This window comes from Streptomyces sp. NPDC097617, assembly GCF_044761485.1.
Classification (GTDB): Bacteria; Actinomycetota; Actinomycetes; order Streptomycetales; family Streptomycetaceae; genus Streptomyces.
In genome coordinates this window covers 93,160-115,656 of the sequence record NZ_JBIWCL010000027.1, presented here as the reverse complement: position 1 = coordinate 115,656, position 22,497 = coordinate 93,160, and the positions used below count along the sequence as shown (strand labels likewise).

The window sequence follows — 22,497 nt, the reverse complement described above, 5'->3', positions numbered from 1 at the left end:
CCTCAACAAGCCGGATCATCGCAGGCCACGGGGCACCTTTTGCATGCGGTGACAGAACGTCACAGTTCATGGAATTCACGGTGAAACACCGAGGCAGGTGGGGCTTACTGTCGAGCCCCCGGAGCATTCCGGTACGCCCGTCGCGCCGGTGCTGCGACCCCGCTGGCGGTTGGTCTCATTCCATGTCATAGCGGGCATTTTTGAGCCCCGGGGTCCGACGTGAAACATGCGGGTGACTGCATGGCGCGAGAGTCTCCGCCGCCAGCCGGGTCGTAGGCGCTGGTGGGGTTGCAGAAGTGGTGATCCGAGACCGGTGTGCGCAGAGCAACAAGCCCTCAAACAGCGGGTTTCGTGCCTGGGGCAAGGCATTACAGGTGCTTGCGATGGTGAATCACAGGTTCCGTAAACGCTCCCCGACGGCAGCCTTTCGGCCACATCGAACACTGGGATCCGACTATCGGTCGCCTGCGACAATGTCGGTGTATATCGCTAGTATTCATGGCGCAACTACAGCCTGATCACGGGAAGCGTCCCGTTCTTCCCGGAGTGGCCGGAGTGGCCGGTTGACGATCTCGCCACCTCAAGAGAACCTCAGATCCCTTGGTCGATGCATGGATCCATGTTCCGCTCTCGCTGTCGTCGCGCCGGGCGATGAAAAGCAGCAAGGGGGAGAACGTGAAGAATCCGCTCGTCTCTATGTGTGGCCGCATATGACAGGGATTTCCGGGCCGGTTGACAAGAGGCCCCTCCTTCTGGTTATCGGCAGCGGGTCGCCCATCTGGCGCGAGTACCTTCTGCGGTCAATGTCCAAGGATTGCGACATTTGGCTGTTCTCGGCAGTCGATGTCACGTGGGAGACCCCGTACGTCGTCGGCAGCACCAAGCTGGACGCCCTCGATCACGCAGCGGCGGTCGAGGCGGCCGAGGCCGTGCACCGTCGCCTCGGCGTCAGTGGCGTGCTCTCCTACGACGAGATCCGGGTGCCGATCGCGGCCGCCGTGGCGGATGCGCTCGGCCTGCCGGGCGGCGGCCTCGAAGCCGTCGCCGCCTGCCGTGACAAGGCCGCGACCCGGCGGGCGTTCACGGCCGCCGGGGTTCCCCAGCCCTACTCGTACGCCGTGTCCTCGCTGGAGGAGGCCACCGAGCGGGCCGCGGCCCTCGGCTACCCCGTGGTGGTGAAGCCGCGAGCTCTGGCGGGCAGCCTCGGCGTCACGCTGGTGGCGAGTGCGGAGGACCTGCCGGCCGCGTACACGGCGACACGGGGCGTGGAGTTCACCGAACTCCCCAGGCTGGAGGCCGGCGTGCTCGTCGAGTCGTTCGCCGACGGTCCCGAGATCAGCATCGACTCCGCCTGCCACAACGGCCGGGTGACTCCGCTCTTCGTGGCGCGCAAGAAGACCGGATTCGCACCGCACTTCGAGGAAGTCGGGCATGTCGTGAGTGCCCGCGACCCCCTCTTGACGGACCCCGAGATCACACGGATCCTGCAGGACGCCCACACCGCGCTCGGCCTGTCCACCCTGATGACCCATACCGAGGTCAGGCTGACCGGCACAGGTCCCAAGGTCATCGAGGTCAACGCGCGGCTCGGCGGGGACCTGATCCCCTACACCGCGCAGCTGGCCACCGGTGTCGACTACGGCGACATCGCCGCCCGGCTCGCACTGGGCATTGCCCCGACCGCGCCGGAACTCCCGCTGCGCACCGCGCAGATCGACTTCCTCTACCCCGGCACCGACATCGAGGTCGAGGCGCTGACCGTGGGCGAGGACGGTCTGCCGACCGAGGTCCACACGGTCATTGCGCTGGTCGGCGCCGGCCGGAAGCTGCGGCTTCCCCCGAGGGACCACGTCCGGGGACGCTTCGCGGTCGTCATCACTGCCGCCGGGACCCCCGAGGCGTGCGAGGCCGCGAAGGTTCTCGCCGAGAAGCATGTGGAGCTCCCGGTACGCCGCTCGACCTCCCGCCAGTCGCGTGAACGGCCTCCGGCCTTTCCCGCCCTCATCCTTCAGGTGCTCATGAACACGTCCACGCAGGACGCGGTCCTGCTGCTCGACCCCGTCAACAAGGGAGCCAACTTCAAGTCGGCGGTGCGGGAGCGGGGTCTCGCCATCGTCTCGGTCTACACGCTCGAACCGGCCGAACTGCACGGCCGCTGGACCACGCACACCGTCGGCGACGACGTGACCCTGTACGCGTCGCAGGCCGGGCCGTCGCCGTGGATGAACAGAAAGAAGGTGCGCGATGACCGTGCGCAGTCGCGCTGTGACACGTGTCCTCCTCGTCGGAGGACGCCATCCCGCGGCGGCGCGGGCGGCCCGCGAGGCGGGTCTCCTGGTGCACTATCTGGGCGTGCGGGAGGGCGCGCCGGCCTGGCTCGCCACCGGCGCGGACGAGGTGACGCTGCTCGACGACCCGGCCCCGGACGCGGTGATATCCGCGGCGAAGAGCATTCACGCGGAGCAGCCGTTCGGCGTGGCGGTCTCGATGAGCGACGCGTATGTGGAAGCCGTCGCCGTGATCAACGAGTCGCTCGGCCTCCCCGGCAACAGCCCCGGCGTGCCGAGGGCCGCGAACGACAAGGCGCGGATGCGCGAGATCCTGCGCGGCTCCGCGGCCGGCGCGGTCGTCGCCGCCCGTGTCTCCACAGCGGACGAAGTGAGGGGATTCGCCGCCGAGGCGGGCTACCCGGTCATCCTCAAGCCCGTTGACGGATCGGGCAGCCTGGGCGTGACCCTCGTACCGGACGAGGAGGGCCTGGACGACGCGGTCGCACGGACCGTGGGCGCGGCCGCGGCGGGCCCCGAGGGGGCGTGGATAGCCGAGGAGTACCTGCACGGGCCCGAGTTCAGCGTCGAGACCTTCAGTACCGACGGGACGCACCATCTGCTCGCGGTGACCGAGAAGTTCAAGGGAGCGAACTTCGTCGAGATAGGTCACCTGGTGCCGGCGCGGCTCTCCGTCGACGTCGTACGGGACATGACCGCCGAGGTCGGCGCGTGTCTCGACGCCGTGGGACTGAGGGAAGGGCCGGCCCACACCGAGATCGTGCTCACCCCCGGAGGGCCGCGCGTCGTCGAGACTCACTGCCGCCCCGGCGGTGACGGCATCGTCGAACTCGTACGGCTCGCCGTGGGCCTGGACGTCCAGCGGATCACCTTCGACTGGCTCGCCGGGCGCCCGCTCAACCTGGAGGGCGGCGCCCGACCGCGAGCCGCCGCGACCTCGTTCCTCACACCGGGGGCCGGCACGGTGACGAGCGTCGGTGGCCTGGACGCGGCCGAGTCGGCGGAAGGGGTCACGGAGGCCTACCTGACCGTAGCGCCCGGTTCCGTCATCGGCGAGCTGCGCAGCTCCTCGGACCGGGCCGGAGCCGCCGTCGCCACCGGCGACACCCCGGACGAGGCGTTGCGGCCGGCCCGTGAGGCGGTCGACCGTTTCCGGATCACCGTCGAGCCCGCACCCGCGCCCACGTCATGACACCGGGCCACAAGGGACTCGGCCGCTACCGCCGACTGCTTTCCGAGCCGGGGATGGCCGGGTGCGGGGTCGCCGCGCTCGCGAGCAAGCTGCAGGGCTCCATGTTCACCCTGAGCCTGCTGCTCACCGTCGCGGCCACCCGCTCGTACGGCGTCGCCGGCGCCGTCGCCGCGGTATCGGCCCTCGGCGGTATCGCGGCGCCGGCCCGCGGGCGGCTGCTCGACCGCCTGCCCTACGCCGCGGTGCTCTGGAGCGCCATTGCCCTCCACGGGGCCCTGGTCACCCTGATCGTGTGCAACGAGCTGGCGCACGGGCCGCTGCTGCTCACCTTCGCCGCCGCCCTGGCCGCGAACACCGTGGCCCCGCCGGTGGGGGTGCTGACCCGTGTGATGTGGCGGTCCGTCACCAGCGACGAGACCCGCTCGACGGCGCTCGCGCTGGACGCGGTGCTGGCCGACGCCGGATTCATCGTCGGCCCGCTGCTCGTGGGCGTCCTCAGCTCGGTCCTCGTACCGCAGGCGGCCCTGGGCGCCAGTGTCCTGGTGAGCGTAATGGCGACGCTGCTGCTGCTGCGCGCGCTGGCCGGCCGCGAACCCGCCAAGTCCATTGGCAAGGAGCAGAACTGGAGGGGATCGCTCACCAGCGTTCCCCTCCGGCTGCACCTCGGCTGCGCGCTGTTCTTCTCCGCGGCGGTCGGGGTCGTCGAGGTGAGCCTGGTCTCGCACGGCGGGGAACTCCTCGGCAGCGTGTCGGTGAGTGTGCTCTCCGCCGGCAGCATCGCGGGCGGGCTGGTGATCGGTGCGCTGCCGCCGACGCGGGCCGCCCAGGTGTCACGGCTGCCGCGCCTGTTGCTGTATCTGGGCCTGGCCGCGACGGTCCTCGCGGTGGCGGGCACCAGCCATCCGGTGGTGGCCATCGCTCTCACGCTCACCGTCGGGACGGCCTTCGGGCCGTGCTTCGTTGCGGTGTACGGACTGACGGGCGATCTCGCGCCCGCCGGTACCGCGGCGGAGACCCAGGCCTGGGTGGGCGCGGCGCTGCAGGGCGGCGCCGCGCTGGGCCAGACACGGTCGAGCACCCGAAGCCCGGCGAGGTCATCTACGAGGACGCTTCCTCGGTCCTGACCAGGAACTGGAACTACCGCGACGCGCACCGGACCCGCGTCACCGAGGAATCGGGCCGGGTGGTCTTCCTCCTGGAGATCCTCGACGCCGACGCACACCGCGCCGTACTGGAGCGGGCCGCGCGGGAGCTGCGCGACTGGCTCGTCCCTCACGCGGGCAGCACTGCGGTCCACTTCCTCGGTGGCGAGAACACCGAAGTGAAGCTCTGACCACACCCCCGTGCCGCTCGCTGCGCGGGGCGGGTTGTTGCCGGTGGCGGTGTGCAGCCGGTCCTCGGTGGCGCCGCCGTCCGCGCGAAGGGCCCCGCCGCGAGGAGCCCTGTCCCGTGGGCCGGACCGCTGCATAGTCTGACCATCGGTCAATCAGGATCCGCGTCGGGGTCCACGGAGCGAGGAGAAACACTGATGTTCGGGTCTCGTGTCCTTTCCTTCGGGCACTATCAGCCGTCAAGGGTCTTGACCAACGCCGATCTGGAGCAAATGGTCGACACCAGCGACGAGTGGATTCAGAGCCGGGTCGGGATCAGAACGCGACGGGTGGCGGCCGAGGACGAGTCGGTGTCGGACATGGCCACGAAGGCCGCCGAGCGCGCATTGGCCCATGCCGGACTCACCGGAGCGGACATCGACTTCGTCATCGTGGCCACCTGCACGGCGCTCGACCGTTCCCCGAACACGGCGGCCCGGGTGGCCGCCGCGGTCGGGGCGCAGGCGCCCGCGGCCATCGACGTGAACACGGCCTGCTCGGGGTTCCCGCACGCGATGGCGCTGGCCGATCAGAGCATCCGGACGGGTTCCGCCACGAAGGCCCTGGTCATCGGTGTGGAGAAGCTCACCGACTTCGCCGACTGGACCGACCGCACCACCTGCGTACTGGTCGGTGACGGCGCGGGCGCGGCCGTCGTGGTCGCCTCCGAGGAGCCGGGGATCAGCCCCGTCGTGTGGGGGTCCGTACCTGAGATGGGGCAGGCCGTGCGCATCGAGGCCCCTTCCAACACCTTCGCCCAGGAAGGGCAGTCGGTGTACCGGTGGGCCACCACGGCGTTGCCGAAGGTCGCGCTGGAGGTGTGCGAGCGGGCCGGCGTGAAGCCGGAGGAGCTGGGCGCCGTCGTGCTGCACCAGGCCAACCTGCGGATCATCGAGCCCCTCGCGCGCAAGATCGGCGCGGTCAACGCCGTCATAGCCAAGGACGTCGTCGAGTCGGGCAACACCTCGGCCGCGAGCATCCCGCTGGCGCTGTCCAAGCTCATCGAGCGGGGTGAGATCGAGAAGGGATCCCCCGTGCTGCTCTTCGCGTTCGGCGGTGGCCTGTCCTACGCCGGCCAGATCATCAACTGCCCGTGACGGGGGCCTTCGACATGACGACGACGCGATCCTCCGCCGTGCCGTGGTGGCCGCTGCTGCGGCTGCGCGAGCCGGTGACCGCGCCGCGGGTGCGGCTGCTGGTGTTCCCGCATTCCGGGGCCGGCCCCAACACCCTTTTCCCCGTGGTCGGGTCGCTGCCCGACCACGTGGAGGTACTCGGTCTCTCGCTGCCCGGACGCGAGCGCCGCTACGGGGAGCCGCCCGGCTGCCGCCTCGACCAGGTCCTGGACTCCGTCTCCGACGAGGTGCTCGGCCGTGACCCGCTGCCCACCGTGGTCTTCGGGCACAGCCTGGGCGCGCTGCTGGCCGCGCGCGCCGCGCGCCTGCTCGGTCCGCACTGCCGGGCGGTCGTCGTCAGCGGGCAGGTGCCCGGCCGGACCCCGCGCCGGGCCCATGCGACCACCACCGAGGAGGACGCCGTCCGGCTGCTGCGGGACGGCGGGGGCACGCCGGAGTGGGTGCTGCACGATCCGGAGATGCTGGCCCACGTGACGCGCGTCCTGCGGGCCGACATCGAACTCAGCCGGGAGGCCGCGGTCGGGTTCGAGGACGTACGGCTCGAGGTGCCCCTGCACGTGCTGGGCGGCACGGCGGACCCGCTGGTCCCGCACGAGCCGCTGGAGGGCTGGGCCGCTCACACGACCGGATCCTGCCGGGTGCTGCGGTTCGACGGGGACCACTTCTTCCTGCTGGCCGAGGAGCACCGCCCCACCGTCGAGGACGTGCTGCGGCAGGCGCTCGCGGAAAACTGACGGACGGCCCGGGCGCCGGGCGGCCGGCCGGGGACGCCAGGGCACGCGGAAGGGCCTGCGGCACGCCGAGCGTGCCCCCGGCCCCAGGCCCCCGGCCCCCGGCCCCCGGCCCGTCCCTCCTCCGGCGGCGCTACGGCCGGATGATGCGGACCTGGTAACTGCCGTTGCGCAGTTCACCGACCACCGAGACGCTGATGCCCGCCTTGTCGTCGGTGAACGTCTCTCCCGGCCGGAACGGCGCGTCCGAGAGCTCCGCGTGCACGTTGGGCCGCCGGGTGCAGCCGCCGCTCGTGTTCGCGCTGTCCGACACGGCTATCGGGCCGTGGCCGGTGTCCACGTCGGAGTCCACCTTGTAGATGAGGACGCCCGGCTTGCAGACGGCCTCGTCGTTCCCGGCCCGGGTGCGCACCTCCACCGCGTACCCGGCGCTCTCCGACAGGGGGATGAAGGCCAGCTTGGTGCCGCCCCGCACCCCCAGCGGGGACAGGGTGTGGTCGCTGGTGCCCGACTTGGCCGCGCAGCTGATCTGCGTACTGTCCAGCCAGCCCAGCTTCCACTTGTGCCAGCCCATCAGGTCGTTGTTGGCACCCCAGTCCTCGCTCATGATGTCCCAGTGCCCGACCGTGCTCCCGCCGTCGGAGGTGTAGAGGTCGGGCAGCCCGAAGACGTGCCCGTTCTCGTGGGGGAGCACCCGGTAGCCGGTGTCCTGGTAGGTGCCGGAGCCGTCGTCCTGCCGGCTGTAGACGAAGGACGTGTTGGCCAGCGGCACCCCGTCGGCGACCGGTGCCTCGCCGTTGCCCGAGAAGGTCACCGACAGGACGGTGTCCAGGGCGGACGGCCCGGCGTTCGGCGTGACCAGGATGTTGATCAGGTCGTACCGGGTGAAGTCCACCTCGGGGTCGGCGGCCTTCGCTATGTGTTCGACGAGCTGCCGGTAGCCGGGCTCGTACGCGGACCCGCGCTCGATCCCGTACGCCGCGAAGGGCATCGGCATCCGCAGCCAGTCCTTTACCGGCGCTTCGGCCCGGTAGGCCAGCCGGCCGTAGGAACTGGTGCGGAACCATTCGGCCGTTTGGGGGAAGAACTCCGCCATCCGGTCCGCGGCCGTGCCCTCTCCCTTGGCGTCGGGGAAGTCGATCATCAGGTTGAGGGCGCGGATCTCGCCGGTCGAGCGCGAGTACCCGGGAGCGGTCGGCATGCCCTCGGACATCTGCACCCCCATGGTTCCCGCGATACGGCAGGGCGCGAGGGCCGATTCCACGGTCGTGGCCACCGCTCCGGCCGCCGAGTGCCCGCGGCTGGATATGCCCGTGCTCGCGGTTGCCGTGACACCGAGGGCCAGCGCGGTCAGGCCGATGTACGCGCTGGTGCGGCGTGGTGTGCGTATCCGGTGGCGGGTCTGCGGCATGGAGATCGCCTTCGGGTCCGCGGCAGCCGGCCCTGCCCGGTCTGCGCTCTGTTCGCTCACCCTCCGCCGGGCGCGCCGCGCCCGCGCGCCGGGAGAGGCCGAACGTGGGCAGGGCCGTGACTCAGCTCACACGAGGGGGTGAAATAACCGGGGACCTGATCCCCGTTTGCACAGGAGTCCCGCCAAGCGGGGAGTGGCTCCCCGTTTCAGCGGGGCGGTCGCAAGGTCCGCACCGTCCGCACCACGAGCCCGCGAGTCCGTACAAGGGAGGCCCCGGAATGAAGCGCTCCAGCAGTACCGCCACGGCGGTCCGCCCCGCCGTCGAGGCGACCGGGGACCTGGCGTCGACGACGGCGGCGGCGTCCGCGGCGACGTCGCCAACGTCGGTGCCCGCAGCGTCGGCGCCCGCGGCGACGGCCGTGCCGCGTCCGCGCGCCGACGCGGTCCGCAACCGGGAGCGCATTCTCACGGCGGCCCGCGAGGCCTTCGTCGAGTCCGGCTCCGCGGCCCCCTTCGACGAGGTGGCCCGCCGGGCCGGCATCGGCAATGCCACGCTCTACCGGCACTTCCCCGACCGTGCCACCCTCATCCACCACGTCGTGCTCTTCACCATGGTCCGGGTGACGGCCTCGGCCGAGGCCTCCCTCGCCGAGGAGCCCGACGCGTTCGCCGCGCTGTGCAGGTTCACGCACACGGCCGCGGACGAGCGGATCGGCGCCCTGTGCCCGATGCTCGCCGACGGCTTCGACGGCGAACACCCCGAACTCATCCAGGCGGGCACCGCGTTGGAGGCGGCCGTCGTGAGACTGCTGACCACCGGCCAGGACGCCGGACTGGTCCGTACGGACATCGGCGTCGGCGACCTGATGGTCGCGCTGTCCCAGCTCAGCCGCCCCCTTCCCGGCACCGCGTGCCTCGACACCGACCGCTTCGCCCACCGTCATCTCCAGCTCTTCCTCGACGGGTTGCGGGCGCCGGCCCGCTCCGAACTCCCGGGTTCGGCGGCCACTCTGGACGACCTGCGGCAAAAAACCATGTGACCCGCACAAAGCTCAAGAACTAGTCTTTTTCAGTCATTCCGCACAGTGAAGTGGGTACCTCCATGTCAAAAACAGCCGCGAGCCTCGCGCCGGCTGCTGATCCCAGCCGCTGGAAGGCACTCGTCTTCATAGCCCTGGCCCAGCTGATGGTCGTCCTCGACGCGACCATCGTGAACATCGCCCTCCCCTCCGCCCAGACCGACCTCGGCATCTCGGACGGCAACCGCCAGTGGGTCATCACCGCGTACGCGCTGGCCTTCGGCGGACTGCTCCTCTTCGGCGGCCGCATCGCCGACAAGTGGGGCCGTAAGAACGCCTTCGTCGTCGGCCTCATCGGCTTCGCCCTGGCCTCCGCGCTCGGCGGCGCCGCGAACGGCGAGGCCATGATGCTCGGCTCCCGCGCCCTCCAGGGTGCCTTCGGCGCACTGCTCGCACCGGCGGCCCTGTCGCTGCTCGCGGTCATGTTCACCGACGCCAAGGAGCGCGCCAAGGCCTTCGGCATCTACGGAGCCATCGCGGGCGGCGGCGGCGCCGTCGGCCTGATCCTCGGCGGCTTCCTGACCGAGTACCTCAACTGGCGCTGGACCTTCTTCGTCAACATCCCCTTCGCGATCGTCGCGGCCGTGGGTGCCTGGATGGTCATCCGTGAGCCCGCCGGCTCCCGCAACCGCGCGCCGCTCGACATCCCGGGCGTGGTCCTGTCCACCACCGGTCTCGTCGCCCTCGTGTACGGCTTCACCCGCGCCGAGTCGGCCGGCTGGTCGGACGCCCTGACGGTCACCATGTTCGTCGCCTCGGTGCTGCTGCTGTCCGCCTTCGTCCTGGTCGAGTCCAAGGTGAAGTCCCCGCTGCTGCCGCTGCGCGTCCTGCTGGAGCGCAACCGCGGCGGTGTCTACCTCTCGCTGGGCCTCGCCGTCATCTCGATGTTCGGCCTGTTCCTCTTCCTCACCTACTACCTGCAGGTCGTGAAGGGCTTCTCGCCCGTCAAGACCGGCTTCGCCTTCCTGCCGATGATCGCGGGCATGATCACGGGCTCCACCCAGATCGGCGCCCGCCTGATGACCCGGGTCCCGCCGCGCCTGCTGATGGGCCCCGGCTTCCTGGTCGCCGCGCTCGGCATGCTGCTGCTGACCCAGCTGGAGGTCGGCTCCTCCTACCCGGCGCTGATCCTGCCGGCGCAGCTGCTGCTCGGCCTCGGCATGGGTACGGCGTTCATGCCGGCGATGTCCCTGGCCACGCACGGGGTGAACCCGGCCGACGCCGGTGTCGCCTCCGCCATGGTCAACACCTCGCAGCAGGTCGGCGGCGCCATCGGCACCGCGCTGCTGAACACCATCGCCGCCTCGGCGACCACCGCCTACCTGACCGACCACGCGGCCGAGGCCGCGGCGGGCGGCCCGGCGGCGCAGCTGATCCAGGCGCAGGCCATGGTCGAGGGCTACGCCTCCGCCATCTGGTGGGCGGTCGGCATCCTGGCCGCCAGCTCGGCCATCGCCCTGACCCTGATCAACACCGGCCGTCCCGGTGCGGGCGGCCCGGTGGCCTCAGGCTCCGCGGAGGGCGCCGAGCTCAAGGTTCCGGTGATCGCCCACTGATCCGGGCCGAGGATCCGCGGGAATGACTGATGACCCCGTCTCGTTCAAATTTGAACGAGACGGGGTTAGTCTGTTTCAGTACGCATTTCAACTACGCGGAGGAGCGCCGACGTGACCCGCATACCGGCCCTGTACCTGAGCCACGGCGCACCACCGCTGGCCGACGACCCGATCTGGCCCGGCGAGCTCGCCGCCTGGTCCGCCGGCCTGCCCCGCCCCCGGGTGATCCTGATGGTCTCCGCCCACTGGGAGGAGGCCCCGCTCGCCCTCGGCGCCACGGAGCGCGTCCCGCTCGTGTACGACTTCTGGGGCTTCCCGGAGCACTACTACGGCGTCCGCTACGACGCCCCCGGCGCCCCGGAGCTGGCCGCCTCGGTCCGCAAGCTGCTGCGCGCCCCCGGCACCCCGGTCCAGGACATCCCCGACCGCGGCCTGGACCACGGGGCGTACGTCCCGCTGGTGGAGATGTACCCGGAGGCCGACATCCCGGTCCTGCAGATCTCCCTGCCCACCCTGGACCCGGCCCGGCTGATGGACCTCGGCCGCAAGCTGGCCCCGCTGCGCGACGAGGGCGTACTGATCGTCGGCAGCGGCTTCTTCACCCACAACCTCGCGGCGCTGCGCCATACGGGCCCGGGCGTTCCCGCCTGGTCGGCGGAGTTCGACGCGTGGGGCAGCGAGGCCCTGGCCGCGTCCGACGTGGACGCCCTGCTGGACTTCGAGCGGAAGTCCCCGGCGGGCCGCCTGGCCCACCCCCGCACGGAACACTTCGCCCCGCTCTTCGTCACCCTCGGCGCGGCCGAATCCGACCTCACCGCCGCCCGCACCCCGGTGGACGGCTTCTGGCTGGGCCTCTCCAAGCGCTCCCTCCAGTTCGGTTAGTCCGCGCGGGGCGCGCGGCGCTCCGGCGCTCCTGATGGGCGGAGGTCGCTTTTCGTGTGAAATGGGGCTCTTGGTGGGTATCCGGGCATTCGATCGTCAGTCCAGGCAACCAGAAGCCGGCGGGGGCCGTCTTCAGGGGCGGAGTGCAGTCGGGGTCGGCGCTCTCCGGGGCGAATGGGGCCGTGTCAAGGGTGACGGTGGTCTCAGAGGTTTGGTGGAAGTAAAGAGCCGCAAGGGGGCTCCTGATCCACCCCCCATCCTGGGCCTGACCTGCACTCCTTCGAGCTCTCACGGCGTTCCGGCTCCTCGGTGGGCGCGGTGCGGCCAGGCAGGATACTGCAAGATCTCGGAAAAGAGGGGGCAGCGTGGGAATTCTGCCCCGATTCCAGTCGTTGTTTCCTTCGGAAGCGGGCACTCGGGAGAGTGTCCGTGACGTACCGGACCGGCTGGCAGCCGTCCCGGAGGCGTCCACCAGCCGCACCGCGACCGAACACTTCGCAAGGGAGCACGCATGGCAACCCGCGCCGTCGCCCGTCGTCAGTCCACGAGCAGCGCCCGCGCTGTGGGCGGGGAGATCGCAGACCGCGACCTGGTCGGCATGTACCTGGACGAGATCGCGCGCACCCCGCTGCTCGACGCTGCCAAGGAAGTGGAGCTGTCCCAGATCATCGAGGCGGGCGTCTACGCCCAGCAGATCCTCGACGGGACGATAGAGCGGGACGGGGAGACCCCGGCCCGCGAGGAGCTGGAAGCGCTCGCCGCCGAGGGCGAGCGGGCCAAGGAAGTCTTCATCCGCTCCAACCTCCGCCTGGTCGTGGCCGTCGCCCGGCGCTATCCGCGCAGCGGCCTGCCCCTCCTCGACCTCGTCCAGGAGGGCAACGCCGGCCTGGTCCGCGCCGTCGAGAAGTTCGACTACGCCAAGGGCTTCAAGTTCTCCACCTACGCCACGTGGTGGATCCGGCAGGCGATCACCCGGTCCATCGCGGACCAGTCCCGCACCATCCGCCTCCCCGTCCACCTGGTCGAGGAACTCGGCCGCATCCGCCGCGTCCAGCGCGAATTCAACCGCGAGAACGGCCGCGACCCGGAGCACGCCGAAGTCGCCGCCGAGCTGGACTCGACGGAGAAGCGCGTGGGCGACGTACTGGACTGGGCGCGCGACCCGGTCAGCCTCAACATGGCGGTCGACGACGACGGCGACACGCAGTTCGGTGACCTCCTCGAGGACACCTCGGCGATCTCGCCCGAGCAGTCCGTGCTCTCGCTGCTGCGCAGCGAGGAGCTGGAGGACCTGCTGGGCAAGCTCGACCAGCGCACGGCCTCGATCATCAAGATGCGGTACGGCATCGACGACGGCCGCGAGCGGACCCTGACGGAGGTCGGCAAGCAGCACGGCCTGACCCGTGAGCGGATCCGCCAGATCGAGAAGCACGCGCTCCTGGAGCTGAAGCGGATGGCGCGCGACACCGGCTTCGACGCGGTGGCCTGACCGGCCCCGCCCCCGTACGAGCCCCGGTGCCTATCCCCCCCAGGTGCCGGGGCTCTCTCCTGCCCCGGGCCGGTCGGCCCGGGCCCCCGCGGCCACCGCCCCCGCGAGCCGTGCGGCCAGCGCCCCGACCGCCTCCCGCAGCGCCGCCGGCTCCCGCACGGTGAAGGCCAGCCCCGTCAGGGCGAGCCGCGCCACCGTCCACTCCGGCGCGTCCGAGCTCTCGAAGCGCACCGAGGTCTCGCCGCCCTCGCCCGGCCGGGCGAGGGCCCGCAGCCAGGCCGGCAGCTCCCCCGGGGCCGCCGCGAAATCGACCTCCACCAGGTACGGCTGCTTCTCCCCGCCCCGCAGCCCCCGCCGGACGAACTCCTCCGCCTCCATCGGCAGGTCCCGCCGCACGAACCGGGCCCCCGTCGCGAACGCCTCGTCGACCCGGTCCACCCGGAAGGTCCGCCAGTCCTCCCGCTCCAGGTCGTAGGCGACCAGGTACCACCGGCTCCCGGTGCTCACCAGCCGGTACGGCTCCACCAGCCGGCGCGACTCGGCGCCGCTGCCCGCCCGGTACGCGAACCGCAGCCGCTCCGGCCCCGCCACCGCGGACGCCATCGTCGTCAGCGTCCGCGGGTCCACGCTCGCCCCGTCGCCCCGGGTCAGTGCGATGGTGGCCGACTGGAGCGCGCTCACCCGGTGCCGCAGCCGGGAGGGCAGGACCTGCTCGAGCTTCGCCAGGGCCCGTACGGAGGCCTCCTCGACCCCTTCGATCGCATGCCCGGCCCCGGCCCGCAGCCCCACCGCGATCGCCACGGCCTCCTCGTCGTCGAGGAGCAGCGGGGGCATGGCCGCGCCCGCGACCAGCCGGTATCCGCCGTCGGCGCCCAGCGTGGCCTCCACCGGGTAGCCGAGGTCCCGCAGTCGTTCGATGTCGCGCCGGATGGTGCGGGCGCTCACCCGCAGCCGCTGCGCCAGCTCGCTCCCGGGCCATTCGCGCGGGGTCTGGAGGAGGGAGAGCAGGGAGAGCAGCCGTGCGGGTGTGTCGGTCATGAATCAAGGCTGCCAGCGAAATAGGACACGAACTGACCTAGACGCCGTCTAAGTTTCTCCTCATGAGCACCGAGACGTCCAAGACAGCGCCCGAAAGAGAGAACGGGCCCACACCGGAAGAGCGGAACGACGTAGCCCACGACGCACCCAGCTCGACCGCCGACCGCCGCCGCTGGCTGGCGCTCGCCATCGTGATGACCGCGGCCTTCATGGACCTGGTCGACGTCACGATCGTCAACATAGCCATCCGCACCATGCGCGAGGACTTCGGCGCCTCCACCAGCGCGATCCAGTGGATCACCGCGGGCTATGCGCTCGCCTTCGCCGCCGGCCTGATCACCGGCGGTCGTCTCGGTGACATCTACGGGCGCAAGCGCGTCTTCCTCATCGGCATCGCCGGGTTCACCGCGGCCTCGCTGCTCTGCGGCATCGCCTCGACCCCGGACGTGCTCGTCGTCGCCCGCCTCCTCCAGGGCGGTATGGCCGCCCTGATGGTTCCGCAGGTCCTGGCGATCATCCACGTCACCTTCCCGCCGCAGGAACGCGGCAAGGTCTTCGGCATGTTCGGCGCGATCGTGGGCCTCGCCGCCGTCTCGGGCCCGCTGCTCGGCGCGCTGCTCATCGAGTGGGACCTCTTCGGCCTCGGATGGCGCCCGATCTTCCTGATCAACCTGCCCGTCGGCATCATGGGCGTGATCCTGGGCCGCAAGTTCATCGCCGAGTCCAAGGCCCCGCAGGCGCTGCGCCTGGACCTGGTCGGCGTCGTCCTCGCCACCCTCGCCCTGGTCCTGCTGATCTTCCCGCTGACCCACGGCCACGAGAACGACTGGCCGCTGTGGGGCTTCGGCTGCATGATCGCCGCACCGTTCGTCTTCGCCGCGTTCATCGCGTACGAGAAGTACAAGATCAAGAAGGACGGCTCCCCGCTCGTCGAGCTCTCCCTCTTCAAGGTCAAGAGCTTCGCCGGCGGTATCGCCGTCCAGCTGACCTTCGGCATCGCGACCGGCATCTTCTTCCTGGTCTGGACGATGTACATGCAGATGGGCCTCGGCTGGAGCGTGCTGCGCGCCGGTCTCACCGGCATCCCGTTCTCCATCGCGGTCTCGGTCGCCGCGGGCCTCTCGGTCGAGAAGCTCGTGCCCCGCTTCGGCCGCAAGGTGCTCCAGGCCGGCGCGCTGGTCATGGCCGCCGGTCTGCTCCTCTACATCTGGGAGTCGCAGCACTACGGCATGGAGATCGCCTCCTGGCAGATGGCTGCCCCGCTGGTCGTCATGGGCGTCGGCATGGGCCTGATCGTGGCTCCGCTGAACGACACCGTGCTCTCCGAGGTGCCGCGCGAGCATGCGGGATCCGCCTCCGGCCTGATCAACACCACCGGCCAGATGGGCAACGCCCTGGGCCTCGCCCTGACCTCCGTCGTCTTCTTCGGCCTGATCGACGACGACATGGTCTTCGGCCCGCCGTACGTGGACGCCTTCCGTGGCGCGCTGTGGTGGGTGGTGGCCGTACTCGTCGTGATCTTCGCGGTGATGTTCGTCCTGCCCCGTCGGGCGCTCCCGATGGACCAGCGCGAGGGCGCCGCCGAGCACGCCGGCCGCACCGCCGAGAAGGTCCCGGCCGCCTGATCCGGTCCTCCGGCGCCACCACACGGACATGTCCGCCCCGAGGCGGACATGTCCGTTCTTCTTTGTTTTCGGAAGTAAAGGGCGGCTGACCACCCCCGACCTCGCCGAGGCGGCCGTCAAGCGGGCCGCGGTGGCCGCCGCCCGCCGCGTCGTCCTCCTCGCCGACTCCGCGAAGGCCGGACAGGACACTCCTCCTGGACAGCGTCCGTTCGTGCGCCGCCGAAGCCGCCTGGATCGCCTGCTGCGGCAGCCTCCCGCGCGGCCTCGGGCCCGAGTGGTACGCCGAACTGGTCGAGCAGGCGCACGCGGCGGGCGCCCGCATCGCCCTGGACATTTACCGGACGCGTGCGCGGAGCTCCATCGCCTCGCGCGCGGCCGCCTCGCTGTCGTACACCTCGCACATGTGCCGGCCGTCGGGCGTCGCCGTGTGCTCGACCTCCCACAGGCTGATCTCGGTCCCGTCCAGGAGTACGAAGGCGTGCTCGTACAGGCTGAAACCGGCCCCCGAGACCCGTCCGTCCGCCGGGCACTGCCGCGCGCCGAACGCCTGGGTGATCTGGTGCGCGTACGCCGAGCGCAGCAGCGTCGCCACCGGCTCACCCGGCCGGTCGGCGTTCTCCGCGCGGCGCAGCACCCGCCGGGCGTGGTCGGCGGACTGCTCCACCACGTACTCCCGGTGCCGCTGCACCGGGGCCGAAGCCGCGTACAGCGCGCTCAGCAGCGACACGTCGTTCACCGGCTCCTCCTCGCCCGGCACCAGCACCGGATCGGGGGACGATCCGGCGGACGCCTCGCCGAACAGCCGGGTCACGGCCAGGCAGGTCTCCGCCTTGCTCGCGAAGACCTCGTGCCGGGCGGCCCGGTCACCCGCCAGGCGGTACGTCAGCTCCCACAGCGAGACCGAACCGCCGTCGGTCAGCAGGTAGGTGTGCCGGTGGGTCTCCCGCCGGATCCCGGCCTCCGGGCTGTGGTGGGTGGTGTAGAGCGAAGAGCTGTGGGCGAGCGCCGTGCCGAGGCGCTCGACCAACCTGTCCGGCAGGTCGAAGGAGTTGAGGGCGCGGCCGAGGAGTCGTTCGAGGTGCGCCTCGGTTGTCTCGTACGGATCGCTCAAGGTGGGTCTCCAGGCCGTCGCAGCTTGTTACTTCGCGGAAGCTCAACGTAACCCCTGGTTCTGACATCACGTCCGGGGTTCGGTAAAACGTCCGGGAAGCATCGGAGGTTCCCGCCACACCTTCAGGTCAACTTGCATACAGATGCGCATGGTTGGGCCCGATCTGGTAGGAAGCGCGGGACTATGGGGCACATGGCAACGAATACAGTGGGCCTCCCGCGCCAGCAGGCAAGGCCCCGCAGTGGACACGAGGGCGAACAGAACACGGCCCCGAGAGGGCTCGCCCGGCTGCTGGCCGTCACCGGAGCGGCCGGGCTGCTGGCCTCCTGGGTGATCACCCTCGACAAGTTCCTCCTGCTGGAGGACCCGGACTTCAAACCCGCGTGCAGTCTCAACCCGGTCGTCTCGTGCGGCAGCGTGATGGCGAGCGACCAGGCGGCGGCCTTCGGCTTCCCCAATCCGATGCTCGGGCTCGCCGCGTACGGGGTCGTCGTCTGCGTCGGCGCGGGCCTGCTGGCCGGCGCCCGCTACCGCGGCTGGTTCTGGCTCGGACTGAACGCCGGCACCCTCTTCGGCGTCGGATTCTGCAGCTGGCTGATGGTCCAGTCGCTCTACGAGATCAACGCGCTCTGCCTGTGGTGCTGCCTGGCATGGCTGGCGACCCTGCTGATGTTCTGGGCGGTCACCGCGCACAACGTCCGTACGCGCGTCCTGCCCGCCCCCGGCCCGCTGCGCACCTTCTTCACCGAGTTCGGCTGGGCACCGCCCGCCCTGCACATCGGAGTGATCGGCATGCTGATCCTCACCCGCTGGTGGGACTTCTGGACGGGCTGACCGCCGGAGCGGCGCACGAAGAGGGCCCCGGCGGCTGGACGTCGCCGGGGCCCTCGTCATTCACTCCACAGGCTCAGCGGCCCGCGATCGCCCGAAGGGCAGGGGAGCGGATCAGCTGTTGGCCGAGAGGTTGCCCGACAGGACCGGGATGTTGGACAGGATGTGCGAGAGCGGCTCGTCGCCCTTGGCCTGGGTGGAGTTCTCGGCGCACTGCTGGTTCTGCGGGTTGGACAGGACGTTGATGTCCTGGACACCGATGTTGAGCGCGGCGATCAGCGACTGGGCGTTGACCTTCGCGGGCAGGCCGATGCAGGGCTTGTTCAGGGTGCCCTGGACCGCGCTGAGCTGCGGGCTCATGTCGCCGTGGGTCGCCTGGTTGCCGTAGGCCTGCACGGCACCGTTGCCGTTGACGGTGTTGATCCCGTTGTCGTTGCCGATGGCCATGGCCGGGGCCGCGGCGGCGGCGCCCGCGCCGATCGCAACGGCGGAGACCGCGGCGGCGGTCATGAACTTCTTGAACATCTTGATCCTTCTGTCGCACGAGTGCCCGCTGATGGAGCGCCCTGGTCAACTGCCCGGTCGGGGGGTTGGTTCCGCTGCTTCACTCAAACGGCCTGCGCGCGGCGAGGTTTTCCCCGGCCCGGGTGAGAAGGCTCCGGACGCGTGCGCGAAGCCCGTACGCAGCCCGCATCCGCTCACGTTCCGGTTGCGCTCCGTGCGAGGCGTTCGCACGGTAAGTGAGGAAGCGGATCGCTCGGGTCCGTTTGCTGTCCCCACCGAGAAGGAACATCCATGCACCGCACGAAGCCGTCCCGCGCCCGCCTCCTCGTCCCGTCGGCCCTGGCTGTCCTCATAATGTCCGGCGCGGCCGCCCCCGCAGCCGCCGCGGACGGCGACGGCTCCGCGGCCCTGGGCGGTCGGGTGGCCTCCGTCCAGCGCCAGGTCGAGAAGATCGAGCAGCGGGCCAAGGCCGGTCCCATCGACGATCTCCTCGCGGGTCTGACCAAGACCCTCCAGGACCTTCTCGCGTCGGTCGGAGGCCTGTTGCCCGCCGGGGTGACGCTGCCGCCGATCGAGCTGCCGAAGCTGCCGGACCTGACCATCCCGGACCTGTCCGGCCTCATCCCCAAGCTGCCGCCCGTGCAGATCCCGCCGGTCGACGGGCTGGTGCCGGAGCTGCCTACGGTTCCGGAGGTCCCGGAGCTCCCCGCCGTCCCCGCGCTCCCCGATCTCCCGACCGTCCCGACCGTCCCGACCGTCCCGACCGTCCCGACCGTCCCGTAGGGGCGGATGCGGACCGGAACCCGTCGGATGGTTACGACAATTGAGCCGATCAGGTCTCATCCTGCGCGTGACCGTGTCGTCAGGGGTGGTGGACCGTTTCGCTCGGTGTGAGCCCCGAATCGGGGCAGAACATCGAACAGAAGGTGTACTTCCCATGAACTCTGCCAAGAAGGCCGCCCTGGTCCTGGCCACCGCCGGTCTCGCTGCGGCTGGTGCCGTCGGCTCCGCCGCCGCCGACTCGTCGGCCGAGGGTGCGGCCGTGGGTTCCCCCGGCGTCCTGTCCGGCAACATGGCCCAGGTGCCGGTGCACATCCCGGTCAACGTCTGCGGCAACTCCGTGAACGTGATCGGCCTGCTGAACCCCGCGTTCGGCAACACCTGCGTCAACGCCTGATCCAGACGCACTGCGCAACCGACTGTGGGCGCCCCGGCCTTGCCGGTGGCGCCCACAGTCATGTCGGAAGGTGTTCAGTGGCGGTGCCTCAGTGCCGGCCGCCGTTGAGCTGCACGCCACCGAGCATGGGGTTCGACTGCGTGGCGCCGTTCGCGACACCGAGCACGGTGCCGGGTACGTCGTTGCGGACCTTGTTGACCTTCTGGGCGGTGCCCACGACCTTGTTGACCGTGTCGCCCTGCTCGGCCAGCCCGTTGCCCACGGTCTGCGGGAGCGACTCGGAGACGGGCCCCACGGAGTTCAGCGTCTCGGTCACCCCGCCGGTCAGGCTCATGGGGGGCATCGCGGCCGTGGTCTCGGCGGCGAAGGCGGTGGTGGAGGCACCGAGCGCGGCGACGGAGCCGACGACGACAGCGGCGATCTTCGTGAGCTTCATTATCGAAATCCTCTTCTTTCGTTGACAGAGGCATCAGTGGCGACCGTCGCGCCACATTCGCCCTGGGTAACGATTCCCCGCCGCTGCGGAAACGCGAACGCACGAGGACATGGCAGCGACCGGAGAATCCCGCGAGGGATTCTCCGGCCGATATTTCTTCCGATTACCGGTATTGCCGGTATTGCCGGTCAGGAGATGCGCGACCGCCGGTACAGAATGGCGCCGCCCAGGATCAGGGCGCTGGCGAGGGCGGCCGCGGCCGCGGGCTGACCCGCGCCGGTCTCGGCCAGCACCGGACCGCTCACGTGAGCCGGAGCGGGGGCCGCCGGCTGTGCGGGTGCGGGTGCGGGGGCCCGTGCCGGTGCAGGCGCCGGGGGGAGGCCGACCGGGGTGTCACCGCCGGGCGCGGCCGGCGGCTGGTCGGCCGGCGGTACGACCTCGGGCGCGGGCGCCGGAAGCGGCGCCGGGTGCTCCACGGGAAGGCTGCCGTGCGGCGGACCCGACGGGGGCCCCTCCTCGACCACGGGCGCCGGGGCGGGGGCCGGGGCGGGCAGCGTGTGCGGCGCCTCCGGTGCCGGCAGGGGCTCCGGGGCGGGGAGCGGGGCCGGGTGCTCCGCCACCGGTTCCGGCATGGGGTGCGGATGCTCGGGCGCGGGGGGAGCGTGGTGGGCCGGCGGGGGCGGCGGTGCTGACCCGGGGTGGTCGTCGCACTCCTCCTTGCCCTGCTCCCCGCCCTGGCCGCCGTAGCCGCCCTCGTGGCGCGGCTCCTCCTGGCGGGGCTTCGCGTGCCGGGGCCCCTGGTGCCGCGGCTGCTCGTGGCGGGGCTGCTCGTACGCGTTCTCGTGGCGCTGCTCGGGGACCGCGTGCCGGCTGCCCCCGCGCTCGTCGAGGTAGCGCCCGAAGGCCTCGGCGTGCTCGGGGCTGAGGTAGCGCCCGTAGTCGTGACCGTCGTCCGTGCGCGAGCCGGTGGTCGTGGCGCAGGTGTTCCCCATCGAAGGGTTGAGCGCCGCACCGCCGTCCACGCTGTTGCCGCACACGTTCGGCGCGAAGGTGATCGGTACCGAGACGCTGTTGCCGGCCAGCACACCCGGCGAATGCGAGGCCTCGGCGCTCGCTCCGGGGTGCGCGTAGGCCGCGCCGGTCGCGATCGACAGCAGACTCGACGCGGCTGCCGCCGTGAGCATCCCCTTGCCCAGTACCTGTCGGCTCAGTACCTGTCGCATGGGTCCTTCCCTGTCTACCGGCGCCACGGCCGGTGTGGAATCGGAGGTGGCCCCGGAGTGCACCGCCGTGCACTCCGGGGCCACCCCGAGGAGGCTTGCCCTTGCGGGCACAAGCGCTTCGTCAGTTGTTGACGCAGGTGTTGCCGAACGCCGGGTTCAGCAGCGCGATGATGTTCACGGTGTTGCCGCAGACGTTGACCGGGACGTGGACCGGGACCTGGGCGAGGTTGCCGGACAGGACGCCGGGGGAACCCGCCGCAACGCCTTCGGCTGCCGAGTCGGCCATGGCGGGGGAGGCGGCACCGGCGAGCATGAGAGCGCCGGCGGCCAGCACCACTGCCTTCTTGTACGTCATTTCTTTTCTTTCCTTCCCGCAGGGGCGTGTCCACTGCAGAATTAACAACGAGCGGTCCGGGAAAAAGAAACCGCGTATTTTCGGTGGGCCGCAGGGAATTCACCCCGATGCCTGCCCGGTGTTCGGACGGAATTCCGGACGCCTGCGGATTTGTATCGACAATGCGCGGGTGCGGGGAGGTCCCCGGCCCTACATGCGGCGAGGCCGCCGCGACCCGGTGGGTGCGACGGCCTCGCTGGCGCGGGCCTCGGTCAGCTGCCGTTCGAGACGTTGCCGGAGAGGACCGGGATGTTGTCCAGGATGTGAGAGAGGGCCTCGTCGCCCTTGGCCTGGGTGGAGTTCTCGGTGCACTGCTGGTTCTGCGGGCTGGACAGGACCGGGATGTCCTGGACGCCGACGTTGACCAGGGCCAGCACGGACTGCACGTTGGCCTTCGCGGGCAGCGCGATGCAGGGCTTGTTGAAGGAGCCCTGGATCAGCGCCATCTGCGGGCTCATGTTGCCGTAGGTGGCCTGGTTGCCGTAGATCTGCGCGGCGTTGTTGCCGTTGGTGGTGTTGACGCCGTTGTCGTTACCGATGGCCATCGCCTGCGGCGCCATGGCGGCACCGATGCCCACGACCGAGGCGGCAACCGCGGCCGAGGCCATCATCTTCTTGATCATTGTCGTCCCTTTTTTGCAGGATTGCCCGGTAGTGGAGCACCCGGATCAACGGCGCTGCCCCGCTTCGGGTTGCGTGGCTTCACTCGGATGCGGGCGTTTCGGGCAGCGTGGTTGACGGTCAGGCGTTGATGCAGGTGTTGCCGAAAGAGGGGTTCAGCAGGGCGACCACGTTCACGGTGAGGCCGCAGGCGTTCACCGGGACGTCGACGGGCACCTGGAGCAGGTTGCCGCTCAGGACGCCCGGGGACCCGCCGGTGGCGCCCTGGGCCGTCGCGCCGTCCCCGCCGTGTGCGGAGGCGAGGCCCGCGCCGCCCATCAGCAGGGCGGCGCCCGCGACGGCGATGGTGGTGCCGCGCACCAGCCTCTTCTTCATCTCCGCAATTCCCTTCGGTTCGAACAAT

The 22,497-nt window shown here is 70.8% G+C and carries 23 protein-coding genes and 1 pseudogene; 15 read left to right on the top strand and 9 right to left on the bottom strand.

Translation table 11 applies throughout. The features are described 5' to 3' along the window. Positions 1 to 563: 563 nt before the first annotated feature. The 6 genes from ACIQZO_RS33095 (at position 564) to ACIQZO_RS33070 (ending at position 6,720) form a co-directional block, all read left to right on the top strand. Positions 564 to 2,711, top strand: coding sequence for an acetyl-CoA carboxylase biotin carboxylase subunit family protein (locus tag ACIQZO_RS33095; RefSeq protein WP_403633436.1), 2,148 nt, complete (start codon positions 564 to 566; stop codon positions 2,709 to 2,711). Next, positions 2,659 to 3,480: an ATP-grasp domain-containing protein gene (locus ACIQZO_RS33090; RefSeq protein WP_403633434.1), complete on the top strand. Its 822-nt coding sequence runs from the start codon at positions 2,659 to 2,661 to the stop codon at positions 3,478 to 3,480. The genes ACIQZO_RS33095 and ACIQZO_RS33090 overlap by 53 nt, the downstream gene beginning before the upstream one ends. Next, a complete protein-coding gene (locus ACIQZO_RS33085; protein ID WP_403633431.1) occupies positions 3,477 to 4,604 on the top strand; it encodes an MFS transporter in 1,128 nt (375 codons plus the stop codon). The genes ACIQZO_RS33090 and ACIQZO_RS33085 overlap by 4 nt, the downstream gene beginning before the upstream one ends. A gap of 59 nt (positions 4,605 to 4,663) precedes the next feature. Further along, positions 4,664 to 4,813, top strand: coding sequence for a hypothetical protein (locus ACIQZO_RS33080; protein WP_403633428.1), 150 nt, complete (start codon positions 4,664 to 4,666; stop codon positions 4,811 to 4,813). A gap of 195 nt (positions 4,814 to 5,008) precedes the next feature. After that, entirely contained in the window at positions 5,009 to 5,947 is a 939-nt protein-coding gene (locus ACIQZO_RS33075; RefSeq protein WP_403633426.1) for a beta-ketoacyl-ACP synthase III, read from the top strand. A 14-nt stretch (positions 5,948 to 5,961) separates the two neighbouring features. Next, positions 5,962 to 6,720: a thioesterase II family protein gene (locus tag ACIQZO_RS33070; protein WP_403633423.1), complete on the top strand. Its 759-nt coding sequence runs from the start codon at positions 5,962 to 5,964 to the stop codon at positions 6,718 to 6,720. A gap of 130 nt (positions 6,721 to 6,850) precedes the next feature. Here the strand turns inward: ACIQZO_RS33070 and ACIQZO_RS33065 are convergent, their stop codons facing one another. After that, a complete protein-coding gene (locus ACIQZO_RS33065; protein ID WP_403633420.1) occupies positions 6,851 to 8,128 on the bottom strand; it encodes a M6 family metalloprotease domain-containing protein in 1,278 nt (425 codons plus the stop codon). Positions 8,129 to 8,406: 278 nt separating this feature from the next. On the opposite strand from ACIQZO_RS33065, the gene ACIQZO_RS33060 reads away from it, so the two are divergent. The 4 genes from ACIQZO_RS33060 (at position 8,407) to ACIQZO_RS33045 (ending at position 13,134) form a co-directional block, all read left to right on the top strand. Further along, positions 8,407 to 9,168, top strand: coding sequence for a TetR/AcrR family transcriptional regulator (locus ACIQZO_RS33060; RefSeq protein WP_403633418.1), 762 nt, complete (start codon positions 8,407 to 8,409; stop codon positions 9,166 to 9,168). Positions 9,169 to 9,230: 62 nt separating this feature from the next. Next, positions 9,231 to 10,763 (top strand): MFS transporter, encoded by a 1,533-nt coding sequence (locus tag ACIQZO_RS33055; RefSeq protein WP_403633415.1) that lies wholly within the window; start codon positions 9,231 to 9,233, stop codon positions 10,761 to 10,763. A 120-nt stretch (positions 10,764 to 10,883) separates the two neighbouring features. Further along, positions 10,884 to 11,645, top strand: a complete 762-nt coding sequence (locus ACIQZO_RS33050; protein WP_403633453.1) for a dioxygenase — start codon at positions 10,884 to 10,886, stop codon at positions 11,643 to 11,645. Positions 11,646 to 12,156: 511 nt separating this feature from the next. Beyond that, the gene (locus ACIQZO_RS33045) at positions 12,157 to 13,134 is read left to right on the top strand and encodes an RNA polymerase sigma factor RpoD/SigA (protein ID WP_403633411.1); all 978 of its coding nucleotides are present in this window, start codon (positions 12,157 to 12,159) and stop codon (positions 13,132 to 13,134) included. 30 nt (positions 13,135 to 13,164) lie between these two features. On the opposite strand, the gene ACIQZO_RS33040 is transcribed toward ACIQZO_RS33045, so the two are convergent. Beyond that, entirely contained in the window at positions 13,165 to 14,172 is a 1,008-nt protein-coding gene (locus tag ACIQZO_RS33040; RefSeq protein WP_403633408.1) for a helix-turn-helix transcriptional regulator, read from the bottom strand. A 62-nt stretch (positions 14,173 to 14,234) separates the two neighbouring features. On the opposite strand from ACIQZO_RS33040, the gene ACIQZO_RS33035 reads away from it, so the two are divergent. Beyond that, positions 14,235 to 15,797 (top strand): MFS transporter, encoded by a 1,563-nt coding sequence (locus ACIQZO_RS33035; RefSeq protein ID WP_403633405.1) that lies wholly within the window; start codon positions 14,235 to 14,237, stop codon positions 15,795 to 15,797. A gap of 185 nt (positions 15,798 to 15,982) precedes the next feature. Then, positions 15,983 to 16,129, top strand: a pseudogene (locus tag ACIQZO_RS33030) (1-phosphofructokinase); the annotation flags it as partial. A 2-nt stretch (positions 16,130 to 16,131) separates the two neighbouring features. Here the strand turns inward: ACIQZO_RS33030 and ACIQZO_RS33025 are convergent. Next, a complete protein-coding gene (locus ACIQZO_RS33025) occupies positions 16,132 to 16,908 on the bottom strand; it encodes a DUF6227 family protein (protein WP_403633403.1) in 777 nt (258 codons plus the stop codon). Positions 16,909 to 17,100: 192 nt separating this feature from the next. Between ACIQZO_RS33025 and ACIQZO_RS33020 the strand changes: the two genes are divergently transcribed. Further along, on the top strand, positions 17,101 to 17,742 hold the full coding sequence (locus ACIQZO_RS33020; protein ID WP_403633401.1) for a vitamin K epoxide reductase family protein: 642 nt from the start codon (positions 17,101 to 17,103) through the stop codon (positions 17,740 to 17,742). 111 nt (positions 17,743 to 17,853) lie between these two features. Here the strand turns inward: ACIQZO_RS33020 and ACIQZO_RS33015 are convergent, their stop codons facing one another. Continuing rightward, positions 17,854 to 18,264 carry a rodlin gene (locus ACIQZO_RS33015; protein ID WP_403633398.1) on the bottom strand — a complete coding sequence of 137 codons (411 nt, stop codon included), beginning with the start codon at positions 18,262 to 18,264 and terminating at the stop codon, positions 17,854 to 17,856. A gap of 270 nt (positions 18,265 to 18,534) precedes the next feature. Between ACIQZO_RS33015 and ACIQZO_RS33010 the strand changes: the two genes are divergently transcribed. Together ACIQZO_RS33010 and ACIQZO_RS33005 are read left to right on the top strand one after the other, a co-directional pair. Further along, positions 18,535 to 19,026 carry a hypothetical protein gene (locus ACIQZO_RS33010; RefSeq protein ID WP_403633395.1) on the top strand — a complete coding sequence of 164 codons (492 nt, stop codon included), beginning with the start codon at positions 18,535 to 18,537 and terminating at the stop codon, positions 19,024 to 19,026. A 154-nt stretch (positions 19,027 to 19,180) separates the two neighbouring features. Beyond that, positions 19,181 to 19,420 (top strand): chaplin, encoded by a 240-nt coding sequence (locus ACIQZO_RS33005; RefSeq protein ID WP_403633393.1) that lies wholly within the window; start codon positions 19,181 to 19,183, stop codon positions 19,418 to 19,420. A gap of 88 nt (positions 19,421 to 19,508) precedes the next feature. On the opposite strand, the gene ACIQZO_RS33000 is transcribed toward ACIQZO_RS33005, so the two are convergent. The 5 genes from ACIQZO_RS33000 to ACIQZO_RS32980 all read right to left on the bottom strand — a co-directional run bounded on the left by ACIQZO_RS33000 (position 19,509) and on the right by ACIQZO_RS32980 (position 22,469). Continuing rightward, entirely contained in the window at positions 19,509 to 19,856 is a 348-nt protein-coding gene (locus ACIQZO_RS33000) for a hypothetical protein (protein ID WP_403633390.1), read from the bottom strand. Positions 19,857 to 20,044: 188 nt separating this feature from the next. Beyond that, on the bottom strand, positions 20,045 to 21,079 hold the full coding sequence (locus ACIQZO_RS32995) for a chaplin (protein ID WP_403633387.1): 1,035 nt from the start codon (positions 21,077 to 21,079) through the stop codon (positions 20,045 to 20,047). Between the two features lie 121 nt (positions 21,080 to 21,200). Then, the gene (locus ACIQZO_RS32990; RefSeq protein ID WP_403633385.1) at positions 21,201 to 21,434 is read right to left on the bottom strand and encodes a chaplin; all 234 of its coding nucleotides are present in this window, start codon (positions 21,432 to 21,434) and stop codon (positions 21,201 to 21,203) included. A 251-nt stretch (positions 21,435 to 21,685) separates the two neighbouring features. Then, the gene (locus tag ACIQZO_RS32985) at positions 21,686 to 22,096 is read right to left on the bottom strand and encodes a rodlin (RefSeq protein WP_403633382.1); all 411 of its coding nucleotides are present in this window, start codon (positions 22,094 to 22,096) and stop codon (positions 21,686 to 21,688) included. Positions 22,097 to 22,214: 118 nt separating this feature from the next. Further along, positions 22,215 to 22,469 carry a chaplin gene (locus ACIQZO_RS32980; protein WP_403633379.1) on the bottom strand — a complete coding sequence of 85 codons (255 nt, stop codon included), beginning with the start codon at positions 22,467 to 22,469 and terminating at the stop codon, positions 22,215 to 22,217. Between the last annotated feature and the right edge of the window lie 28 nt (positions 22,470 to 22,497).